12 protein-coding genes are annotated in these 17,534 nt (G+C 57.4%); all 12 read right to left on the bottom strand.

The window, feature by feature from the left end:
- Positions 1-105: 105 nt before the first annotated feature.
- Complete coding sequence (locus tag HMPREF2528_RS00170) at positions 106-1,602, bottom strand: L-serine ammonia-lyase (protein WP_070541437.1); 1,497 nt, start codon at positions 1,600-1,602, stop codon at positions 106-108.
- A 276-nt stretch (positions 1,603-1,878) separates the two neighbouring features.
- Positions 1,879-2,997: a glycine cleavage system aminomethyltransferase GcvT gene (gene gcvT, locus HMPREF2528_RS00165; RefSeq protein WP_049341124.1), complete on the bottom strand. Its 1,119-nt coding sequence runs from the start codon at positions 2,995-2,997 to the stop codon at positions 1,879-1,881.
- Between the two features lie 172 nt (positions 2,998-3,169).
- Positions 3,170-6,010, bottom strand: coding sequence for an aminomethyl-transferring glycine dehydrogenase (gene gcvP, locus HMPREF2528_RS00160; protein WP_012903038.1), 2,841 nt, complete (start codon positions 6,008-6,010; stop codon positions 3,170-3,172).
- Between the two features lie 284 nt (positions 6,011-6,294).
- Positions 6,295-7,515, bottom strand: coding sequence for an MFS transporter (locus HMPREF2528_RS00155; RefSeq protein WP_049363181.1), 1,221 nt, complete (start codon positions 7,513-7,515; stop codon positions 6,295-6,297).
- 30 nt (positions 7,516-7,545) lie between these two features.
- Entirely contained in the window at positions 7,546-8,379 is an 834-nt protein-coding gene (gene narI / locus HMPREF2528_RS00150) for a respiratory nitrate reductase subunit gamma (protein WP_070541434.1), read from the bottom strand.
- A gap of 26 nt (positions 8,380-8,405) precedes the next feature.
- Positions 8,406-9,146 carry a nitrate reductase molybdenum cofactor assembly chaperone gene (gene narJ, locus HMPREF2528_RS00145; RefSeq protein ID WP_070541431.1) on the bottom strand — a complete coding sequence of 247 codons (741 nt, stop codon included), beginning with the start codon at positions 9,144-9,146 and terminating at the stop codon, positions 8,406-8,408.
- A gap of 3 nt (positions 9,147-9,149) precedes the next feature.
- Positions 9,150-10,763, bottom strand: coding sequence for a nitrate reductase subunit beta (narH, locus tag HMPREF2528_RS00140; protein WP_012903032.1), 1,614 nt, complete (start codon positions 10,761-10,763; stop codon positions 9,150-9,152).
- Entirely contained in the window at positions 10,763-14,482 is a 3,720-nt protein-coding gene (locus HMPREF2528_RS00135) for a nitrate reductase subunit alpha (RefSeq protein ID WP_070541428.1), read from the bottom strand. Before HMPREF2528_RS00135 ends, narH begins: the two co-directional genes overlap by 1 nt.
- A gap of 78 nt (positions 14,483-14,560) precedes the next feature.
- The gene (locus tag HMPREF2528_RS00130; RefSeq protein WP_044150199.1) at positions 14,561-15,754 is read right to left on the bottom strand and encodes a ThiF family adenylyltransferase; all 1,194 of its coding nucleotides are present in this window, start codon (positions 15,752-15,754) and stop codon (positions 14,561-14,563) included.
- A 120-nt stretch (positions 15,755-15,874) separates the two neighbouring features.
- Positions 15,875-16,381 carry a molybdenum cofactor biosynthesis protein MoaE gene (locus HMPREF2528_RS00125; protein WP_044150198.1) on the bottom strand — a complete coding sequence of 169 codons (507 nt, stop codon included), beginning with the start codon at positions 16,379-16,381 and terminating at the stop codon, positions 15,875-15,877.
- A complete protein-coding gene (locus HMPREF2528_RS00120; RefSeq protein WP_070541425.1) occupies positions 16,371-16,889 on the bottom strand; it encodes a MogA/MoaB family molybdenum cofactor biosynthesis protein in 519 nt (172 codons plus the stop codon). Before HMPREF2528_RS00120 ends, HMPREF2528_RS00125 begins: the two co-directional genes overlap by 11 nt.
- A gap of 49 nt (positions 16,890-16,938) precedes the next feature.
- Positions 16,939-17,439, bottom strand: coding sequence for a cyclic pyranopterin monophosphate synthase MoaC (moaC, locus tag HMPREF2528_RS00115; protein WP_005508376.1), 501 nt, complete (start codon positions 17,437-17,439; stop codon positions 16,939-16,941).
- Positions 17,440-17,534 lie beyond the last annotated feature (95 nt).

Genomic DNA, 17,534 nt, shown 5'->3' with positions numbered 1-17,534 from the left:
TGAAGGCACAAAGGTTAGGGAAAGCGTAAATACTAACGATACAGGAAGAAAGCCCTTCTGTCTACCACACCCTCATCAGGAGTGCAAACCTGCCACAGCGTGCACCTAGCATTCCACCACATTCACAGCCAAACCACCCATAGACGTCTCCTTATAACGGTGAGACATATCCAAACCGGTCTGACGCATCGTCTCAATCACCTGATCCAACGACACACGGTGCGTACCATCACCACGCAACGCCATACGAGCAGCCGTCACAGCATTCGACGCCGCCATCGCATTACGCTCAATACACGGAATCTGTACCAAACCACCCACCGGGTCACAGGTCAGACCCAGGTTGTGCTCCATCGCAATCTCAGCAGCATTCTCAACCTGCTCAGGAGTACCACCCATCACCTGTGCCAAACCGGCTGCAGCCATTGAGGAAGCACTACCCACCTCGCCCTGGCAACCAACCTCAGCACCAGAAATCGACGCGCGCTTCTTATACAGCACACCCACAGCAGAAGACGCCAAGAAGAAATCAACAACCGCCTGATCACGAGCAGCCTGACCGCAATGGCGAATACCCTGCGTGTAGTTCATCGCATAATGCAACACCGCCGGAATAATACCCGCAGCACCATTCGTCGGGGCAGTCACCACGCGACCACCAAAAGCGTTCTCCTCATTGACCGCCAAAGCAATCAGATTCACCCAGTCAATAGCGAACTCAGGAGACTTCGAAGGATCCTCCACCATCAAATCGCGATGCCACGCGCCCGCACGGCAACGCACCTTCAGCGGGCCCGGCAAATAACCCACACGTGCCAGAGAAGAGCCAATGCACTCCTTCATCACGCGGTAGATATGCAAGATGCCATCGCGGACCTCCTGCTCAGAACGCAGCGAACACTCATTCGCCATCTTCAACTGCGCAATCGACAACCCAGCCTCATTCGCCATCTCCAGCAGCTCAGTAGCCGAACCAAAAGGATACGGAGGGTTCATCAGCGACGCGCCACCGGTCGCCTCCTCATCACCCTCAACAATGAAACCGCCACCAATGGAATAGTAGGTACGCTCCAACAGCAGCTGCTCACCGGCAAACGCCGCAATCTTCATACCGTTCGTATGGCGCGGAAGAACCGTCAGGGGGCGCAGAGTCATATCCAGCTCACGGTACTTCACCACCGGGCCGTACACCTTCTGATCCTCGCCACCGGGCGCACTCACACCGTAAGCAGAGGAGGGGTAACCCGCCAGAGGCAACGTGCCATCCACGCTATTACGCTCAATCATCGCCTCAGAATCAGCGATATTAATCGTCTCCGGAACAAAACCACACAAGCCCTTCAACGCAGCGCTCATCGTGCCGTGACCAGCGCCCGTAGCCGCCAACGAACCATACAGATCAACATGTACGCCCGTCACACGGTCCAACAGGCCCTCATCAATCAGCTCCGCCACAAAACGGTTCGAAGCGCGCATCGGCCCCACCGTATGCGAACTCGAAGGGCCCACACCAACGCTGAACATCTCAAAAACACTGATGTCATACGGCAGAGCCTCTGCCTTCTTCTGGGCGCTGCTGGGCGCGCTCTGGTTAATAGCCACATTCTGTCCTTCAAATAAATAATGTCTGTGCACCGCACCAAAAGATACGCGCCCCTGAATGGAGGAACCACACATCAATCTGCGGTCTATAAGTGCGGACAATCACCCTTGACTGGCCGCTCTAATCCTAACGCACTTCAGAACCATCACAAACTAAGGTTCAGAACACCTCACGCCCTCCCTCGCTATTCAACGCCCACCTCACGGCGCAGAAAAGGCGCCGTGCCCACACGGGACACGACGCCTCTACCCTACAGATTATCTGCAGAAAAACTCTTACTTCTCACGCTTGTAGAACGGCAGAGCCACAACATCAAACGGAGCACGCTTACCGCGGATATCAACATCCACAGTAGAGCCAACCTCAGAGAACTCACGGTTCACCAGCGCCATAGCAATCGGGAAGCCCAAAGTCGGGGAAGGAATACCGGAGGTAACCTCACCAATCTCATTACCTTCAGCATCCACCAGCTTAGAACCGGCACGAGCAGGACGCTTCGCCTGAGCCTTCAGACCAACCAGGATACGCTTCGATTCACTCTTAGCCAACTCAGTCAGAGCCTCACGACCCACAAAGTTAGCAGCCTTCTTCTCCAGAGCAATCTCAACCAGGCGACCCAAACCGGACTCAAACGGAGTAATCTCAAGACCCAGCTCGTTACCGTACAGCGGCATACCAGCTTCAAGACGCAGGGAGTCACGAGAAGCCAGACCGGCAGGAATCATACCGAAAGGCTCACCGGCAGCAGCCAGCTTATCCCACAGCTCAACAGCGTTCTCATTCGGAACGAACAGCTCGAAGCCATCCTCACCGGTGTAACCGGTACGAGCCAGCAAAACATCAACGCCGGCAACAGTCAGCGGTACCGAAGCGTAGTACTTCAGCTCACGGACAGCCTCTTCATCAGACACGCCAGCAGCCAGCAGAATCTCCTCAGCACGAGGACCCTGAACAGCCACCAGAGAAGTCTGCTCCGACTCATTCACAAACTCAACGTTGAAATCACCCAGGCGCTCGCTCATCGCCGCGAAGTCAGTGTCAATGTTCGCAGCGTTCGGAACAACCATGAACTCTTCATCGCCCAGACGGTAAGTAATCAGGTCGTCAATCACGCCGCCCTTGTCGTTGACCAGGATCGAGTACTTTGCCTTACCGACCTTCAGGATGGACATGTTCGACACCAGAGCGTAATCCAGGAACGCACCCGCATCCGGGCCGGTCACACGGAACTCACCCATGTGAGACAGGTCGAAAATACCGGCACGAGTACGGACAGCCTCGTGCTCAGCAACGTCGTTAGCATACTTCAGGGGCATATCCCAGCCACCAAAGTCGGTGAAAGAAGCGCCCAGCTTCTCGTGAACCGGGTACAGGGAGGTCTTCTTGGGGGACATTAGGTTCTCCTCACGCACAGCCTTGTGCTGTTATCGTTCAATCGTCGTAGATTTAGTTCACCCCCACAGACACGAGATACGCTGCGGAGGCGACCCCCACCCGTCCCCAGAAATCTGAGGACGGGTGAGGCGGGTAGACCGCTACAGCCTACCCAGGAGCGTTATAGGCTCCTTATGCTTCCAGATCGAAAGCCTCCATCGGGGGGCATTCGCACACGAAGTTACGGTCACCGCCAGCGCCATCAATACGACCCACCGAAGTGAAGTACTTGTTAGCGCGCAGGCTCGGAACCGGGAAAGCTGCCTGGGTACGGCTGTAGGGGCGATCCCACTCATCAGCGCTTACCACATCAACGGTGTGCGGTGCGTTGCGCAGAACCGAATCCTCCACAGCGACCTTGCCCTCAGCCACCTCGATAATCTCGTCGTAGATGGTCTCCATTGCCTCAATGAAACGGTCCAGCTCTTCCTTCGACTCAGACTCAGTCGGCTCAACCATCAGGGTGCCCGGAACCGGGAACGCCAGAGTCGGAGCGTGGAAGCCGAAGTCCATCAGACGCTTGCAGACATCCTCAGCGGTCACATGAGACTGATCGGTCAGCTGACGCAGATCCAGGATGCACTCGTGAGCGACCAGACCGCCGGGGCCGGTGTACAGCACCGGGTACTTGTCGTTGAGCTTCTTCGCAATGTAGTTAGCGTTCAGCACCGCGTACTGCGAAGAGTCCTTCAGACCCTGAGCACCAGTCATCGCAATGTACATCCAGCTAATCGGCAGAACACCGGCAGAACCGAAGAACGCCTGAGAAATCGGCAGTGCAGCATCGTTGGGGAGCTTACCTTCAGCATCAGCGCGGTATGCGTCGCCGGGCAGGAACTTCGCCAAGTGCTCACGAACAGCCAGCGGGCCAACACCGGGGCCGCCACCACCGTGAGGAATGGAGAAGGTCTTGTGCAGGTTCAGGTGCGAAACGTCGCCGCCGAACTTACCGGGCTGAGCGAAGCCCATCTGAGCGTTCAGGTTCGCGCCATCCAGGTACACCTGGCCGCCAGCCTCGTGAACCAGCTGGCAAACCTCAGCAACCTGCTCCTCAAACACACCGTGAGTGGAAGGGTAGGTAATCATGATGCCGGCAACCTTGGGGCCGTACTTCTCAATCTTTGCCTTCAGGTCGTCAACATCAATCGAACCGTCAGCCGCAGTTGCCACACCGGCAACCTTCAGACCAGCCAGAGCAGCAGATGCCGCGTTGGTGCCGTGAGCAGACAGCGGAATCAGGACGGTATCGCGCTCGTGGTCACCGTTAGCCTCATGGAAGGAACGGATAGCGCGCAGACCAGCGTACTCACCGGTCGCACCCGAGTTCGGCTGCAGCGAGATAGCATCGTAACCGGTAATAGCAACCAGCCACTCGCTCAAATCCTTAATCAGCTCGTGCCAGCCCTCAGCCTGATTCTCCGGGACCAGCGGGTGGATGTTCGCGAACTCAGGCCAGGAGATGGGCTCCATCTCAGCGGCCGCGTTCAGCTTCATAGTGCACGAACCCAGCGGAATCATGGTGCGGTCAAGTGCCAGATCCTTGTCAGCGAGGTGACGCAGGTAGCGCATCATCTCGGTCTCGGAACGGTACTTGTGGAAAATCGGGTGCTGCATGTAGTCATCGGTACGCAGCAGCTCAGCGGGCAGATCGTACTGTGCATCTGCCTCACCCAGGGTGCCGCCCAGAGCCTCAACCAGGCCCTTGAGCAGCTCCTCACCGTGAGACTCACCCACGGAAATACCGATGCGGTTCTCGTCGAAGCGGCGGATGTTCACGCCAGCTTCCAGAGCCTTCGCAACCAGCTCGTCGGCACGGCCAGCAGCCTCCACCACGACGGTGTCGAAGAAAGTATCGTGAGCGATACCGTAGCCCGCAGACTTCAGCGCGGTAGCAACACGAGCGGCATTAGTGTGCAGGCGGTTCGCGATAGCGCGCAGACCCTCAGGACCGTGGTACATCGCGTAAGCACCAGCAACAATCGCCAGCAGAGCCTGAGCAGTACAAATATTGGAAGTAGCCTTCTCACGGCGAATGTGCTGCTCACGAGTCTGCAGAGCCAGACGGTACGCAGGCTTACCAGCCGAATCCTTAGAAACACCCACCAGACGGCCAGGCATGGTACGCTCCATGCCCTTGTGAACAGCCATGTACGCAGCGTGGGGGCCACCGAAGAAGAAGGGCAGACCGAAACGCTGAGTGTTACCAACTGCGATATCAGCACCCAGCTCACCCGGAGACTTCAGCAGGGTCAGAGCCAACAGGTCAGCGACCACAGTGACCAGGGCGTTACGCTCCTTAGCGGCCTTAATCAGCGGCTCAATATCGCGAATATCGCCTTCATTGCCGGGGTACGCCAGGACGATACCGTACAGGTCGCCCTCAGGCAGACCCTCAGAGAAATCAGTAATGACGAAGGGAATGCCGAGCATCTCTGCACGGCCGCGAGTCACCGAAATAACCTGAGGCAGGCAACGGGAGTCAATCGCGAAGAAGCCATTCTTCACCTTGCGGTTCGCACGGTGCATCATGACAGCTGCCTCAGCTACTGCGGATGCCTCATCCAGCAGGGAGGAGTTTGCAATCTCCAGGCCGGTCAGCTCCATCACGGTGTTCTGGAAGTTCAGCAGAGCCTCCAGACGGCCCTGAGAAATCTCAGCCTGGTACGGGGTGTAAGAAGTGTAGAAACCGGGGTTTTCCAGAATGTTACGGCGCAGAACCGCGGGAGTTACTGCATCGTAGTATCCGGCACCAATCATCTGGGCGAGAACCTTATTCTTCGCAGCATAGCCGGCAATCTTTGCCTGAGCCTCATGCTCCGACAGCGGAGCAGGCAACTGCAATTCGCCGTCAAGGCGAATCTGCGAGGGGACAACAGCGTCCATCAGCGCATCCAGGGAAGAGTATCCCAGGGTTTCGAGCATCTGCTCTGCGTCTGCGGAACGGGGGCCGAGATGACGATCAATAAAGGACATAGGATTCTCCTATTAGTCGGCGCAAACCGTAGAGGGGTCACGTCGCGCTATTGCGACGAGTCGAACATCTTAAGTGTCCCACATCTCCACAAAGTTTTGCTAGCTTTACCAACATTTGACATGCCTAAACATCAAAGTCTTTTGCCCCGCTAAGCTCCCTCCCTGTTAGAGGAAAAACAGCAGAAACGCACAAAGCCCGGCTCGTTCTCTCCGAAGAGAAAACGAGCCGGACTCAGTCAAAGCAAACTTCACATACATCCCGCAGAAGGATGTATTAGAAGACCCTACTTAGCGTGGTTGGGCTTGCCACCGTGCGGCACGAGGAATGCCGACAGAAAGGCGAGGAACGCGGTCACGGCCAGCAGCATCAGACCGATGAAGTAGTTGTTCTCAGCCTGGTTGTAGGTTGCACCCATCACCAGCGGCGGGAAGAAACCACCCAGAGCGCCAGCAGCAGCAACCACACCGGACACCGCACCAACGTTCTTCGGATCAGCCGCACGAGCCACCCAGCCGAAGACCGAGCCGTGGCCCAGACCCAGAAGAGCAGCCATCAGGATGAAAACAGCACCATACACGTGCTCAGCATCAGGCTGGAACGCGGTAATAACTGCCAGGATCACCACACCACCCAGGGAGATGAGGGTGATAATCTTCGGACCGAACTTATCAGCCAGCACACCACCGAAGGGACGAGCAATCACAGCAGCAACCGCAAAGCCAGCCGCACGCATACCAGCGTCGTTAGCGTTGAAGTTGTAGATGTTGCTCAGGTAAGTAGGCAGGTAGTTCGAGAATGCCACGAACGCACCGAACACAACAGCGTAGAGGAAGCACAGCTGCCAAGTGGTCTTCACCTTGAATGCCTGAACAATCTTCGGCATCAGCGGAGTAACCTCACGGCCGATGGTTGCCGGGGAATCCTTCAAGAAGAAGAAAGAGATAGCAGCGGTTACAGCACAGATAACAGCAATCAGAACGTGAGTCTGGAAGTAACCAATACCCTGCACCAGGCGGGGGGTAGCGAATGCAGAAATTGCAGTACCCACCATGCCGGCACCGAACACACCGGTCGCAAAACCCTTCTTGGAAGCGTCATACCATGCGGAACTGAAGGGAATACCCACAGCGAACACGGTACCCGCAATACCCAGGAAGAACGCCACAACAAGCAGCATGGGCAGCGAGTTCATCTGACCAGCAACACCAACCAGGAAGACCAGGGGTGCGCTAATCGCCAGAACAGCGGTGAACATAATACGACCACCGTAGCGGTCAGTCAGACCACCAACGGGAATACGGCCAATAGCGCCGATAAAAATCGGCATAGCCACCAGAACACTGGTCATACCAGCGTCCAAGTGCATCTGCTTGGCGTACAGCTTGGCCAGCGGACCAACAATAGTCCAAGCCCAGAAGCCGATGGTCGAGATGAACGTTGCCAGCAGAACGTTACGGAGCTGACCATTCTTCAGGTCGTAGCTCGGTGCAACAGGGGTGCTCATATTTCCTCTTTTGCAATATGGATATGTGTATTAGCGGTCGGCGCGCTCACGCGGGAGAGTACCTACCGGATCCCAACCTCGACGTGCACCAACACGCTGGCCGCCACGGGTGCGGTACACGGTGTAGGGGCGGAAGAGGTAGTGCAGGGGCACAGTCAGTGCGTGCACCAGGCGGGTAAAGGGCCAAATGATGAACAGAACCATAGCCACCACGATGTGAATCTTGAAAGCCACGGGAATATTCACCATCAAAGCTACCTCAGGGTGGAAGTAGAACAGCGAACGGAACCACACAGAAATGGTCTCACGGTAGTTGAAGTGAACCTCGTGACCATTCACCGGAGGCAAACCGCCCGAGGGGTTCACTGCCGAAATCAGAGTAGCCGCAGTACCGGCGAGAATCACCAGAACCAAAACGACATACATGAAAACGTCATTACGAGTGGTAGCCGAACGCACACGAGAGTTCGAAACACGGCGACCAATCAGAACGAACATACCAACAATGGTTGCGACCGCAGCAACAGAACCGCCGACCAGCGCCACAATGTGGTAAGTGTCATCCGAAACGACCAGGTCGGTGAATGCCTTAGGCACCACCAGACCACCAACGTGGCCAAGGAAAACGGCCGCAAGACCGTAATGGAACAGGGGCGAAGCGATGCGCAACAGCTTCGATTCATAGACCTGGGACGAGCGGGTAGTCCATCCGAACTGGTCAGTACGGTAACGCCAAATGGTGCCACCAATCAGAATGACCAGTGCAACATAGGGCAGAACGCCCCACAGCAGGATGTCAACAATACCCGGATCGGCTACAGCCTGTGCAGCATGTCCTGCGTTCTCAGAAGCAAGTACGTACACGTGTTGTCTCCTCACAAGGGATAAAACTAGTTAGAACGAGCCGAAGCCTGCTGGAGCAGCTGATGATCAGCGTAGCCGTTCAGGCCAACAGTCTCGACGGGAGGGCCGTAGCCAGCCATCTTCTGGACCTCCTCCTGAGTCTGCGGAGAGACGCCAGGAAGGGTATCGCAGATGCTCTGCAACAACCCGTAGTGGGGCAGATTTCCGTCCTTCATGGACAGACGAAGAAGCTCAAGAGACGGACGGTACGCCTGCAAAGCGGAACGGCCCTTACGGCGATCCACCAACGCACAGAACTCCAGCACCAGCGGCAGGTAGTCCGGAAGCTCACCGTTCAAAACGGTCAACATACCGGAGTCGCGGTACATCTGCTTAAAACGCAGAAGAGTCTCACCACGGCGGCGGGTATCGCCATCGGTCCAGTAGGACAGGTGCAGAGAATGACGACGCGAAAGGTCATACTCCTGCACGTACTCGGACTGCACATCCTCCAGGTCCTTAGAAGTCAGCCACTGCTGAACCGCATCAACGGCAGCAATGAAAGCCTCATCCTGAGTGGAAGCGGTAATCTCAACCAGTTCAGGCAGAACCTTCAGAGTTTCCTCATCGGGGTAGCCCAGGAGCATAGCGCTCACCTGGTAGATTACCGAGTCCTTATCCTCGCCGGGACCGTAATCGATATCGAACGGGTTCTCCGGCTGAGCCGGCTCCGAGACAGCAGCCTCGGAACCGGCTTTGCCCATGAGCTTGGAAAAGAATCCAGCCACTTATTACTTCTTTCCGGTGGTGTTCGGGAAGAGGCCGTCAGGACGGGAAGAACCGTCCCAGCTGAACAAGCTGACCTTGTTGTTAGCCTCGTAGACACCGGTGGACACGGGGGTCGGGCGACCCTCCATGTCGTTGAACGCATCGCCGTACATGCCGGGTCCGCCATCCACGCTCAGGGAGCAACCCATTTCCTCAAGGTTGTGGGCGTCCTCCATGTGAGCCTTCGGAATGACGTAACGCTCGTTGTACTTAGCGATAGCCATCAGGCGGTACATCTCGTACACCTGCTGACCGGTCATACCAACAGCCTGAGCAATCTCTTCGTTGCCTTCGCCACCGAGGTTGATATCACGCATGTACGAACGCATCGCAGCCAGACGGCGCAGAACGTTAGTAACAACCTCAGTATCGCCTGCGGTGAACAGCTCAGCCAGGTACTCAACCGGAATACGGAGAGACTCAATAGCACCGAACAGGTTGTTGCTGTTCTCTGCATCGTGTCCCTGCTCCTTGAGCAGATCAACAATCGGAGACAGCGGCGGCACGTACCAAACCATGGGCATGGTGCGGTACTCGGGGTGCAGGGGCAGAGCAACCTTCCACTCCTTCGCCAGCTTGTACACGGGCGACTTCTGAGCTGCAGTAATCCACGCATCGGGGATGTCGTTCTTACGAGCCTGCTCAATCACAGCCGGATCCGAAGGATCAAGCATCAGCGACAGCTGAGCCTCGTAGAGGTCCTTCTCATCCTCGACCGAAGCAGCCTCAGTCACGCGGTCTGCATCGTAGAGGAAGATACCGATGTAGCGCATACGACCAACACAGGTCTCCGCACACACGGTCGGGATACCAGCCTCAATACGGGGGTAGCAGAAGGTACACTTCTCAGCCTTACCCGTCTTGTGGTTGAAGTACACCTTCTTGTAGGGGCAGCCGGTGATGCACTGACGCCAACCGCGGCAACGGTCCTGGTCAACCAGAACGATGCCGTCCTCAGCACGCTTGTAGATAGCGCCGGAGGGGCAGGAAGCCATGCAGGAGGGGTTCAAGCAGTGCTCACAAATACGAGGCAGGTAGAACATGAAGGTCTGCTCGAACTCGAACTTAATCTTGTCCTCAGCCTTCTTGCGAACCTTCTCCACCAGCGGGTCCAGGTGACCGTACTCGGTCGCACCAGCCAGGTTGTCGTCCCAGTTCATACCCCACTCAACCTTGGTGTCCTCACCGGTGATGAGGGAGATCGGCTTAGCAGCCGGGAAGTCATCACCCAGAGGAGCACTGGTCAGGTTCTGGTAATCGTAGGTCCAGGGCTCGTAGTAGTCGTTCAGCTCGGGCTGAATCGGGGAAGCGAAAATCGTGAAGAGCTTCTGGAAGCGGTTACCGCTCTTGAGCTCCAGACGACCGCGCTTGTTCAGCACCCAGCCGCCCTTCCACTTCTCCTGATCCTCGTAACGGCGGGGGTAACCCTGACCGGGGCGAGTCTCAACGTTGTTGAACCAGACGTACTCGGTACCGGCTCGGTTCGTCCATGCCTGCTTACAGGTCACGGAGCAGGTGTGGCAGCCGATGCACTTATCGAGCGCCATCACCATAGCAACTTGTGCCATAACGCGCATTAGAAAGTTACCTCCTGGGACTTACGGCGACGGATGTACGAGACGATATCTCGCTGGTTACCGGTCGGTCCAAGATAGTTGAAGGCGAACGCCTGGTGAGCGTAGCCACCAATCATGTGGGTAGGCTTCAGAAGAATACGGGTCACCGAGTTGTGAATACCACCGCGCTTACCGGTGACTTCAGACTTCGGGCTAACCATACGCTCCTGAGCGTGGTAAACGTAGCAGACACCCTCGGGCATACGGTGCGAAACGACCGCGCGGCCGACGAAGACACCGTTGGTGTTCACACACTCAATCCACTCGCCGTCCTTGACGCCAATCTTCTCAGCGTCCTGCGGGCTCATCCACGCAACCGGACCGCCACGGAACATGCTGAGCATGTAGTGGTTGTCGAAGTACTGCGAGTGGATTGCCCACTTGTTGTGCGGGGTCAGGTAGCGAACAGCAACCGAAACACCATCGGTAGTACCGAGCTCGGGCTCGTTGTACAGGCCGGTCATGTCCAGCGGCGGACGGTAAATCGGCAGAGCCTCGCCCATTTCGTGCATCCAGTCGTGGTCGAGGAAGAAGTGCATACGGCCGGTCAGAGTGTGGAACGGCTTCTTCTTCTCGATGTTGACGGTGAACGGAGCGTAGCGGCGACCGCCGGTTTCCGAACCGGACCACTCGGGGGAAGTCATCACGGGCTGCGGTGCGGCCTGGGTCATGGGGAAGGTGATACGACGTTCCTCGTTACCTTCTGCCAGGTCCATCAGGTGCAGACCGGTCTGCTTCTCGAGCTCCTTGAAGCCCTTGACAGCGACCGCGCCGTTAGCGGTACCGGAAATCATGAGGATTGCTTCAGAAATCTTCACGTCGGTATCCAGTGCCGGACGGCCTGCGCCCTTACCGGAGTCCATCACACCGAATTCCTTAGCCATCTTCGCGACTTCGTCCTTCAGATCGTAAGTGATGAACTTAGTGGTGGCGCCGAGCTTATCGAACAGCGGGCCAACGGTGGTGTACATGTCGTACACTGCGCCGTAGTCACGCTCGACAGTGACGAAGTTCGGCATGTTCTTGCCGGGCACGCCCACCATACCGGGGGTGTTCTTCCAGTCGGGTGCGTGACCGCCGGGCTGAGCAATCTGGCCGGGGGTGTCGTGCAGCAGCGGGACCGAAACGATGTCCTTGCGGACGCCGAGGTGCTTCTTAGCCAGGCGAGAGAACTCGTATGCCAGAGCCTTGAAGGTCTCGTGGTCGGTCTTTGCCTCCCACGGCGGGTCAATCGCCGGGGAGAACGCGTGCAGGAACGGGTGCATATCGGTCGAGGAGATATCGTGCTTCTCGTACCAGGTAGCAGTCGGCAGAACGATGTCAGACAGCAGGGTCGTGGTAGTCATACGGAAGTCCGAGGTGACCAGCAGATCCAGCTTGCCCTGAGGTGCGTCGTCGACCCACTTCACTTCGTTCGGGTGCTTCTCCGCGTCGGAACCCTGGACGTTGTCCATACTACCGACCAGGTGCTTCAGGAAGTAACTCTCACCCTTAGCGGAGGAACCGAACAGGTTCGAACGCCACAGGGTCAGGGTACGAGGCCAGTTGACGGGGTTGTCGACGTCCTCAACGGAGAACTCCAGGTCACCGGAGTTCAGGCGCTGTGCAATGTAGTCCGCGTTCGAGGAAGCCTCGCCGCGTGCCACTGCCTGCTCTGCCTTATCAGCCAGTTCCATCGGGTTCTCGGGGAACTGCGGGAAGAACGGCATCCAGCCCATGCGCACGGAGCGTGCCACAACGTCAGCAGTGTGCACATCGCGCAACTCACCCTTAGCCAGCGGGGACTGCAGGTAATCGGTGGAGTATGCATCCTGACGGAACTGGTCAGTGTGCATGTACCAGAAGCCGGTACCAATCATGTGACGCGGCGGGCGGCTCCAGTCCAGAGCGTTAGCAATGTTGGTCAGACCGGTCAGCGGACGTGCCTTCTCCTGGCCCACGTAGTGAGCCCAACCGCCACCGTTACGGCCCTGGGAACCGGTCAGGTTCAGCAGGGCGAGGATAGCGCGGTAGGTGGTGTCAGCGTGGTACCACTGGCAGATACCTGCACCGAAGATGATCATGGAGCGGCCGCCGGAATCCAGGGCGCTCTTAGCGAACTCGCGGGCAACGCGGATAACAGCCTCGGCGGGGACAGAAGTAATCTGTTCCTGCCATGCCGGGGTGTTCTGGACGTTCCAGTCCTCGTAGTCCTTAGCCCAGGTACCGGGCAGGCCCTCGCGGCCCACACCGTAGTGTGCCAGCATGATGTCGAAGACAGTGGTGACTTCGTGGCCTTCAACGTAGGCTACGGGCACACCGCGGGTAATGACGTCGCCGTGACCCTTCGGGTTATCGAAGGTCGGCATCTTGATTTCCACGGCTGCGGTCTGGCCCTGGGGCAGGTCGCGAATCGACAGAATCGGCTTACGACCCTGCAGGTCCAGGTTCCACTTGCCCTGGTCTTCCTGAGCGTAACGGTGACCCATGGTGCCGTTGGGCACGAAGACCTCACCGGTCTCGCGGTCCATCAGGACAGGCTTGAAGTCAGCGTTCTGCTGCTCAGCCTCACCAGCAAGCTTTGCAGCGGTCAGGAACTTGGAGGGGACCTTCACGCCGTCTTCGCGGGTTTCCAGGGTGACCAGGAAGGGAAGGTCGGTGTAGGTCAGGGAGAAGTCCTCGAAGAACTCGACACGCTGGTCGACATAGTTCTCCTTGAGGATGACGTGACCCATTGCCATAGCCAGTGCCGCGTCGGTACCTGCCTGTGCGGGCAGCCACTCGTCAGCAAACTTGGTGTTGTCGGCGTAGTCGGGGCTCACGGTGACAACCTTGGTACCGCGGTAGCGGACCTCGGAGACCCAGTGAGCATCCGGGGTACGGGTCAGCGGAACGTTTGCGCCCCACATGATGAGGTATGCAGCGTCCCACCAGTCGCCGGACTCGGGAACGTCGGTCTGGTCGCCGAAGACCTGCGGGGAAGCCACGGGAAGGTCGGCATACCAGTCGTAGAAGCTGGTCATGACACCACCGGTCAGCTGGATGTAGCGAACACCCGCGCTGAAGGAGGTCATGGACATTGCCGGAATCGGGGTGAAGCCGGTGTTACGGTCGGGACCGTAGTACTTGATGGTGTGCACGTGAGCAGCAGCCATCAGCTCAAGAGCCTCAGCCCAGGTCGAGCGCACCAGACCACCCTTACCACGTGCGTTAACGTAGCGTGCACGCTTGGCGGGGTCGGACACGATGGAGTGGAAGGCGTCCACGGGATCGTTGTGGATTGCCTTCGCTTCGCGGTACATCTCCAGCAGGAGACCGCGAACGTAGGGGTACTTAACGCGAGTGGGAGAGTAGGTGTACCACGAGAACGCTGCACCGCGGGGGCAGCCGCGGGGCTCGTACTCGGGGCGGTCGGGACCAACCGTGGGGTAGTCGGTTTCCTGTGCTTCCCAGGTGATAATGCCATCCTTGACATACACCTTCCAGGAGCAGGAGCCGGTGCAGTTCACGCCGTGGGTAGAGCGAACTTCCTTATCGTGGCTCCAACGGTCGCGGTAGAAGGCGTCACCTTCACGGCCGCCTTCACGGAAGACGGCGCGGCCGTCTTCAGTCTCATCCCAGCGGGAGAAGAACTTACCGAACTTAATCAGCTGATCGGTAAGGGGGCCATCCGGGCCCTTAATCTGTGATGCTTGTTCCATACTGCCCAATATATCTGAAATTTGGCATGGAAAATACGAGATAAAAACCTTGCCTAATTCATGCGAAATAAGGGTGTTTTAGACCGTAAGCCAGGCAGAAATTCCGCCCTCCAACATATACACAGAACGCCCTACCAAAGGGGCAATTTCGCGAGCCGCCTCAACCGTTCTAGCGTATCCAGTGCAGTAAATAACGATTTTCTGGGCATTTGCGGGGATTTTACGCTCAATCAAGGCCTTTAAAACACTATTCCGACCGGCCTCCAGCAACTCAGTCAGAGGAAGATTAATAGCCCCATCAATAGCAAAAGCTTCGAATTCCACCTGCTCACGGACGTCCAAAAGGGCAATATTTTCATCCGATGACAGCTTTTTAAGGTCCTGGGCACTTATGGGACGAGGCGTCGAATCAGTAGAAGAGCTAGTAAAATCCTGAGAAATATTACGAATTGTTACATAATTTTTGGGCTTATAACTCGTTTCTTGAGGCAAAACGACACTTTTCTTAGGTACAGCTTGCACGCTAGCTACGAGAGGTATATATTCCCACCTCCCGCTTAACGCCGAATATAGGCCAACCTCACCCATGAGTGGCTCCCCCACCCCGGTCAACAGCTTCACGGCCTCCATAGCCATAGCAGCACCCACCACACCAGCCATAGCGCCCACCACGCCAGCAGTACTACACGAAGGCACACTACCGGCAGCAGGAGCATGAGGGTACAAATCCTCATACACCGGACCGTGTCCCGCCCAAAACACACTCAACTGCGCATCAAAGCCAAGAATCGCAGCCCACACATGCGCAATCCCAGCACGCGCCGCCGCCGCCGACACCATATAACGCGACTCAAAATTATCGCTACCATCCAGCACCAAATCAGCGCCAGACAGCAAATCATCAACATTCGCCTCCGTTAAACGCTCACGCACCGGCACAACCTCAATAAAAGGATTCAGCGAGCGCAAAGACTCAGCGGCAGAGTCAGCCTTAGAATTACCCACCCTGGCGTGCGTATGAATCACCTGGCGGTGCAGATTCGAAGCATCCACGACGTCATCATCAACCACCACAATCTGACCGACCCCGGCACCCGCCAGGTACAGCAGCGCGGGAGCACCCAAACCGCCAGCGCCAAGCACCACCACTCGCGCACGCTTGAGTGCCAGCTGAGCTTCGTACCCCATTTCGGGCAGAATCAGCTGACGAGAGTAGAACGCACGCTCAGCGGCAGAGAGCTCGCTCGTGCTACGAGAGGTGTGAGAAGACATAGGGGTTCCTCGCATCAAATAGTAGAGGTGGCTTGAACTTTAGGGATCCAAGCGTCAAGGAGAATAAGCCTGCCCGAGAGAAATCCCCCTGACAGGCTTATATTCAGAATATTCAGAAGGCTAAGCGGGCGAAGTATCCACGCCAACCCACTCGATGCTTCCATCGAGCAGTTCCTGTTCCTTCCAAATCGGTACACGAGCCTTCACCCGGTCAGCCACCAGCTCGCAAGCATCAAACGCACGGCCACGGTGAGCAGCCGCAGCCATCACGGTCAGAGCCGACTCGCCAATAGCAATCGGACCCACACGGTGCACGGCCCACAGACGCACGCCATCCAGCTCGGCGGCAACCTCAGCAGCAACCTCCGCAATATACTCTCGAGCCTGCGGATGCGCGCTATAAGACAGCCCGCGCACCGCGCTACCGTGATCATGGTTGCGCACAATGCCGTCAAAAATTACCAGGGCACCCATGGCGTCAGTCATGACCTCAGCCTTAGCCGCCGCGTACAGCGGTTCCAGGGGCGCCTCCGTAATATCGGTGAACACCACGGTCGAGCCGCTCGGCTCAGCACCGTGGGCGCCCGAGTGGTCCAGGGATTCTTCCTTCTGCGGCTTAGTGGTCATGGTAGTCCTCCATCTGACGGCAAATGTGCTCAACAAGCGGGTCTAGGGTCGCCACGCCGTCCTTCACGCCACCGCGCGAACCGGGCAGGGTCATCACGAAGGTACGGTCAATCACGCCCGCCACGCCGCGTGAAAGCACAGCCGCGGGAACGTTCTTCAGACCGTTCATCCAGAAGGCATGCATAACGCCGGGAACTTCCTTATCCAGGTGGGGGCGAACCGCCTCCACGGTCTGGTCGTCAGAGTTCAGGCCGGTACCGCCGCTGGTCAGGATGAACGTCGGCAGGTTACCGTTCTTCTTGCCCTCGGCCACCAAGGTGTTGAAGTACTCGACAATCTCACGGTCTTCAATGACCACGGCATCCGGGGTGTCAAAGCCGCGCGAGCGCAACCACTCCACGGCGATGGGGCCGGACTTATCCTCGTACACGCCGCGGGCTGCGCGGGTGGAGGCGACAATAACCAGGCCGGTGAGGTTCTCGGGCATGGTGTAGTCTTCGCTACTCATTGGCTTTCCTTTTCTGTATCTATCAGGTGACGGGGTGTGCCGCCGTAGCTTAGGAGTCCTCGCGGACGGACCAGTCGCCGGACTTGCCGCCACTCTTCTCCAGAACACGGATATCGGTAATGACGGCGTACTTATCGACTGCCTTGATCATGTCGAAAACGGTCAGTGCCGCCGAGGAGACGGCGGTGAGCGCCTCCATCTCTACGCCGGTGACGCCGCGGGTCTTCACGGACGCCTCAATACGCACGAAGTCGGTACCGCGCTCAAAGTCCACCGTGATCTTGCCCAGGGGCAGCGGGTGGCAGAGAGGAATGATTTCCGGGGTGCGCTTAGCACCCATAATGCCGGCAACACGTGCAACCGGAAGCGCGTCGCCCTTGGGCAGGTCTGCATCAAAAATCATGGCGATGACGTCTTCGCGGGTGCGCACGGTTGCCTCCGCCAGGGCGGTGCGGGTGGTGACCGACTTCTCCGTAACGTCCACCATGTGTGCTGAGCCGTCGGCGCGCACGTGGGTCAGTTCCTGGTTGGGCTGCGAGGTAGAGGTCATCGTTTCTCCTGGCTTCAGCGCGGTATTCTTCTGCCGCGAATCGTTACTTAGTATGAGTCTCAATTATTCCTTGTCGTTCACGCAAGGAACAACGC

Origin of the sequence: Rothia sp. HMSC078H08, assembly GCF_001808955.1 — a bacterium.
Classification (GTDB): domain Bacteria; phylum Actinomycetota; class Actinomycetes; order Actinomycetales; family Micrococcaceae; genus Rothia.
This window is presented reverse-complemented; position numbering and strand designations above follow the sequence as displayed.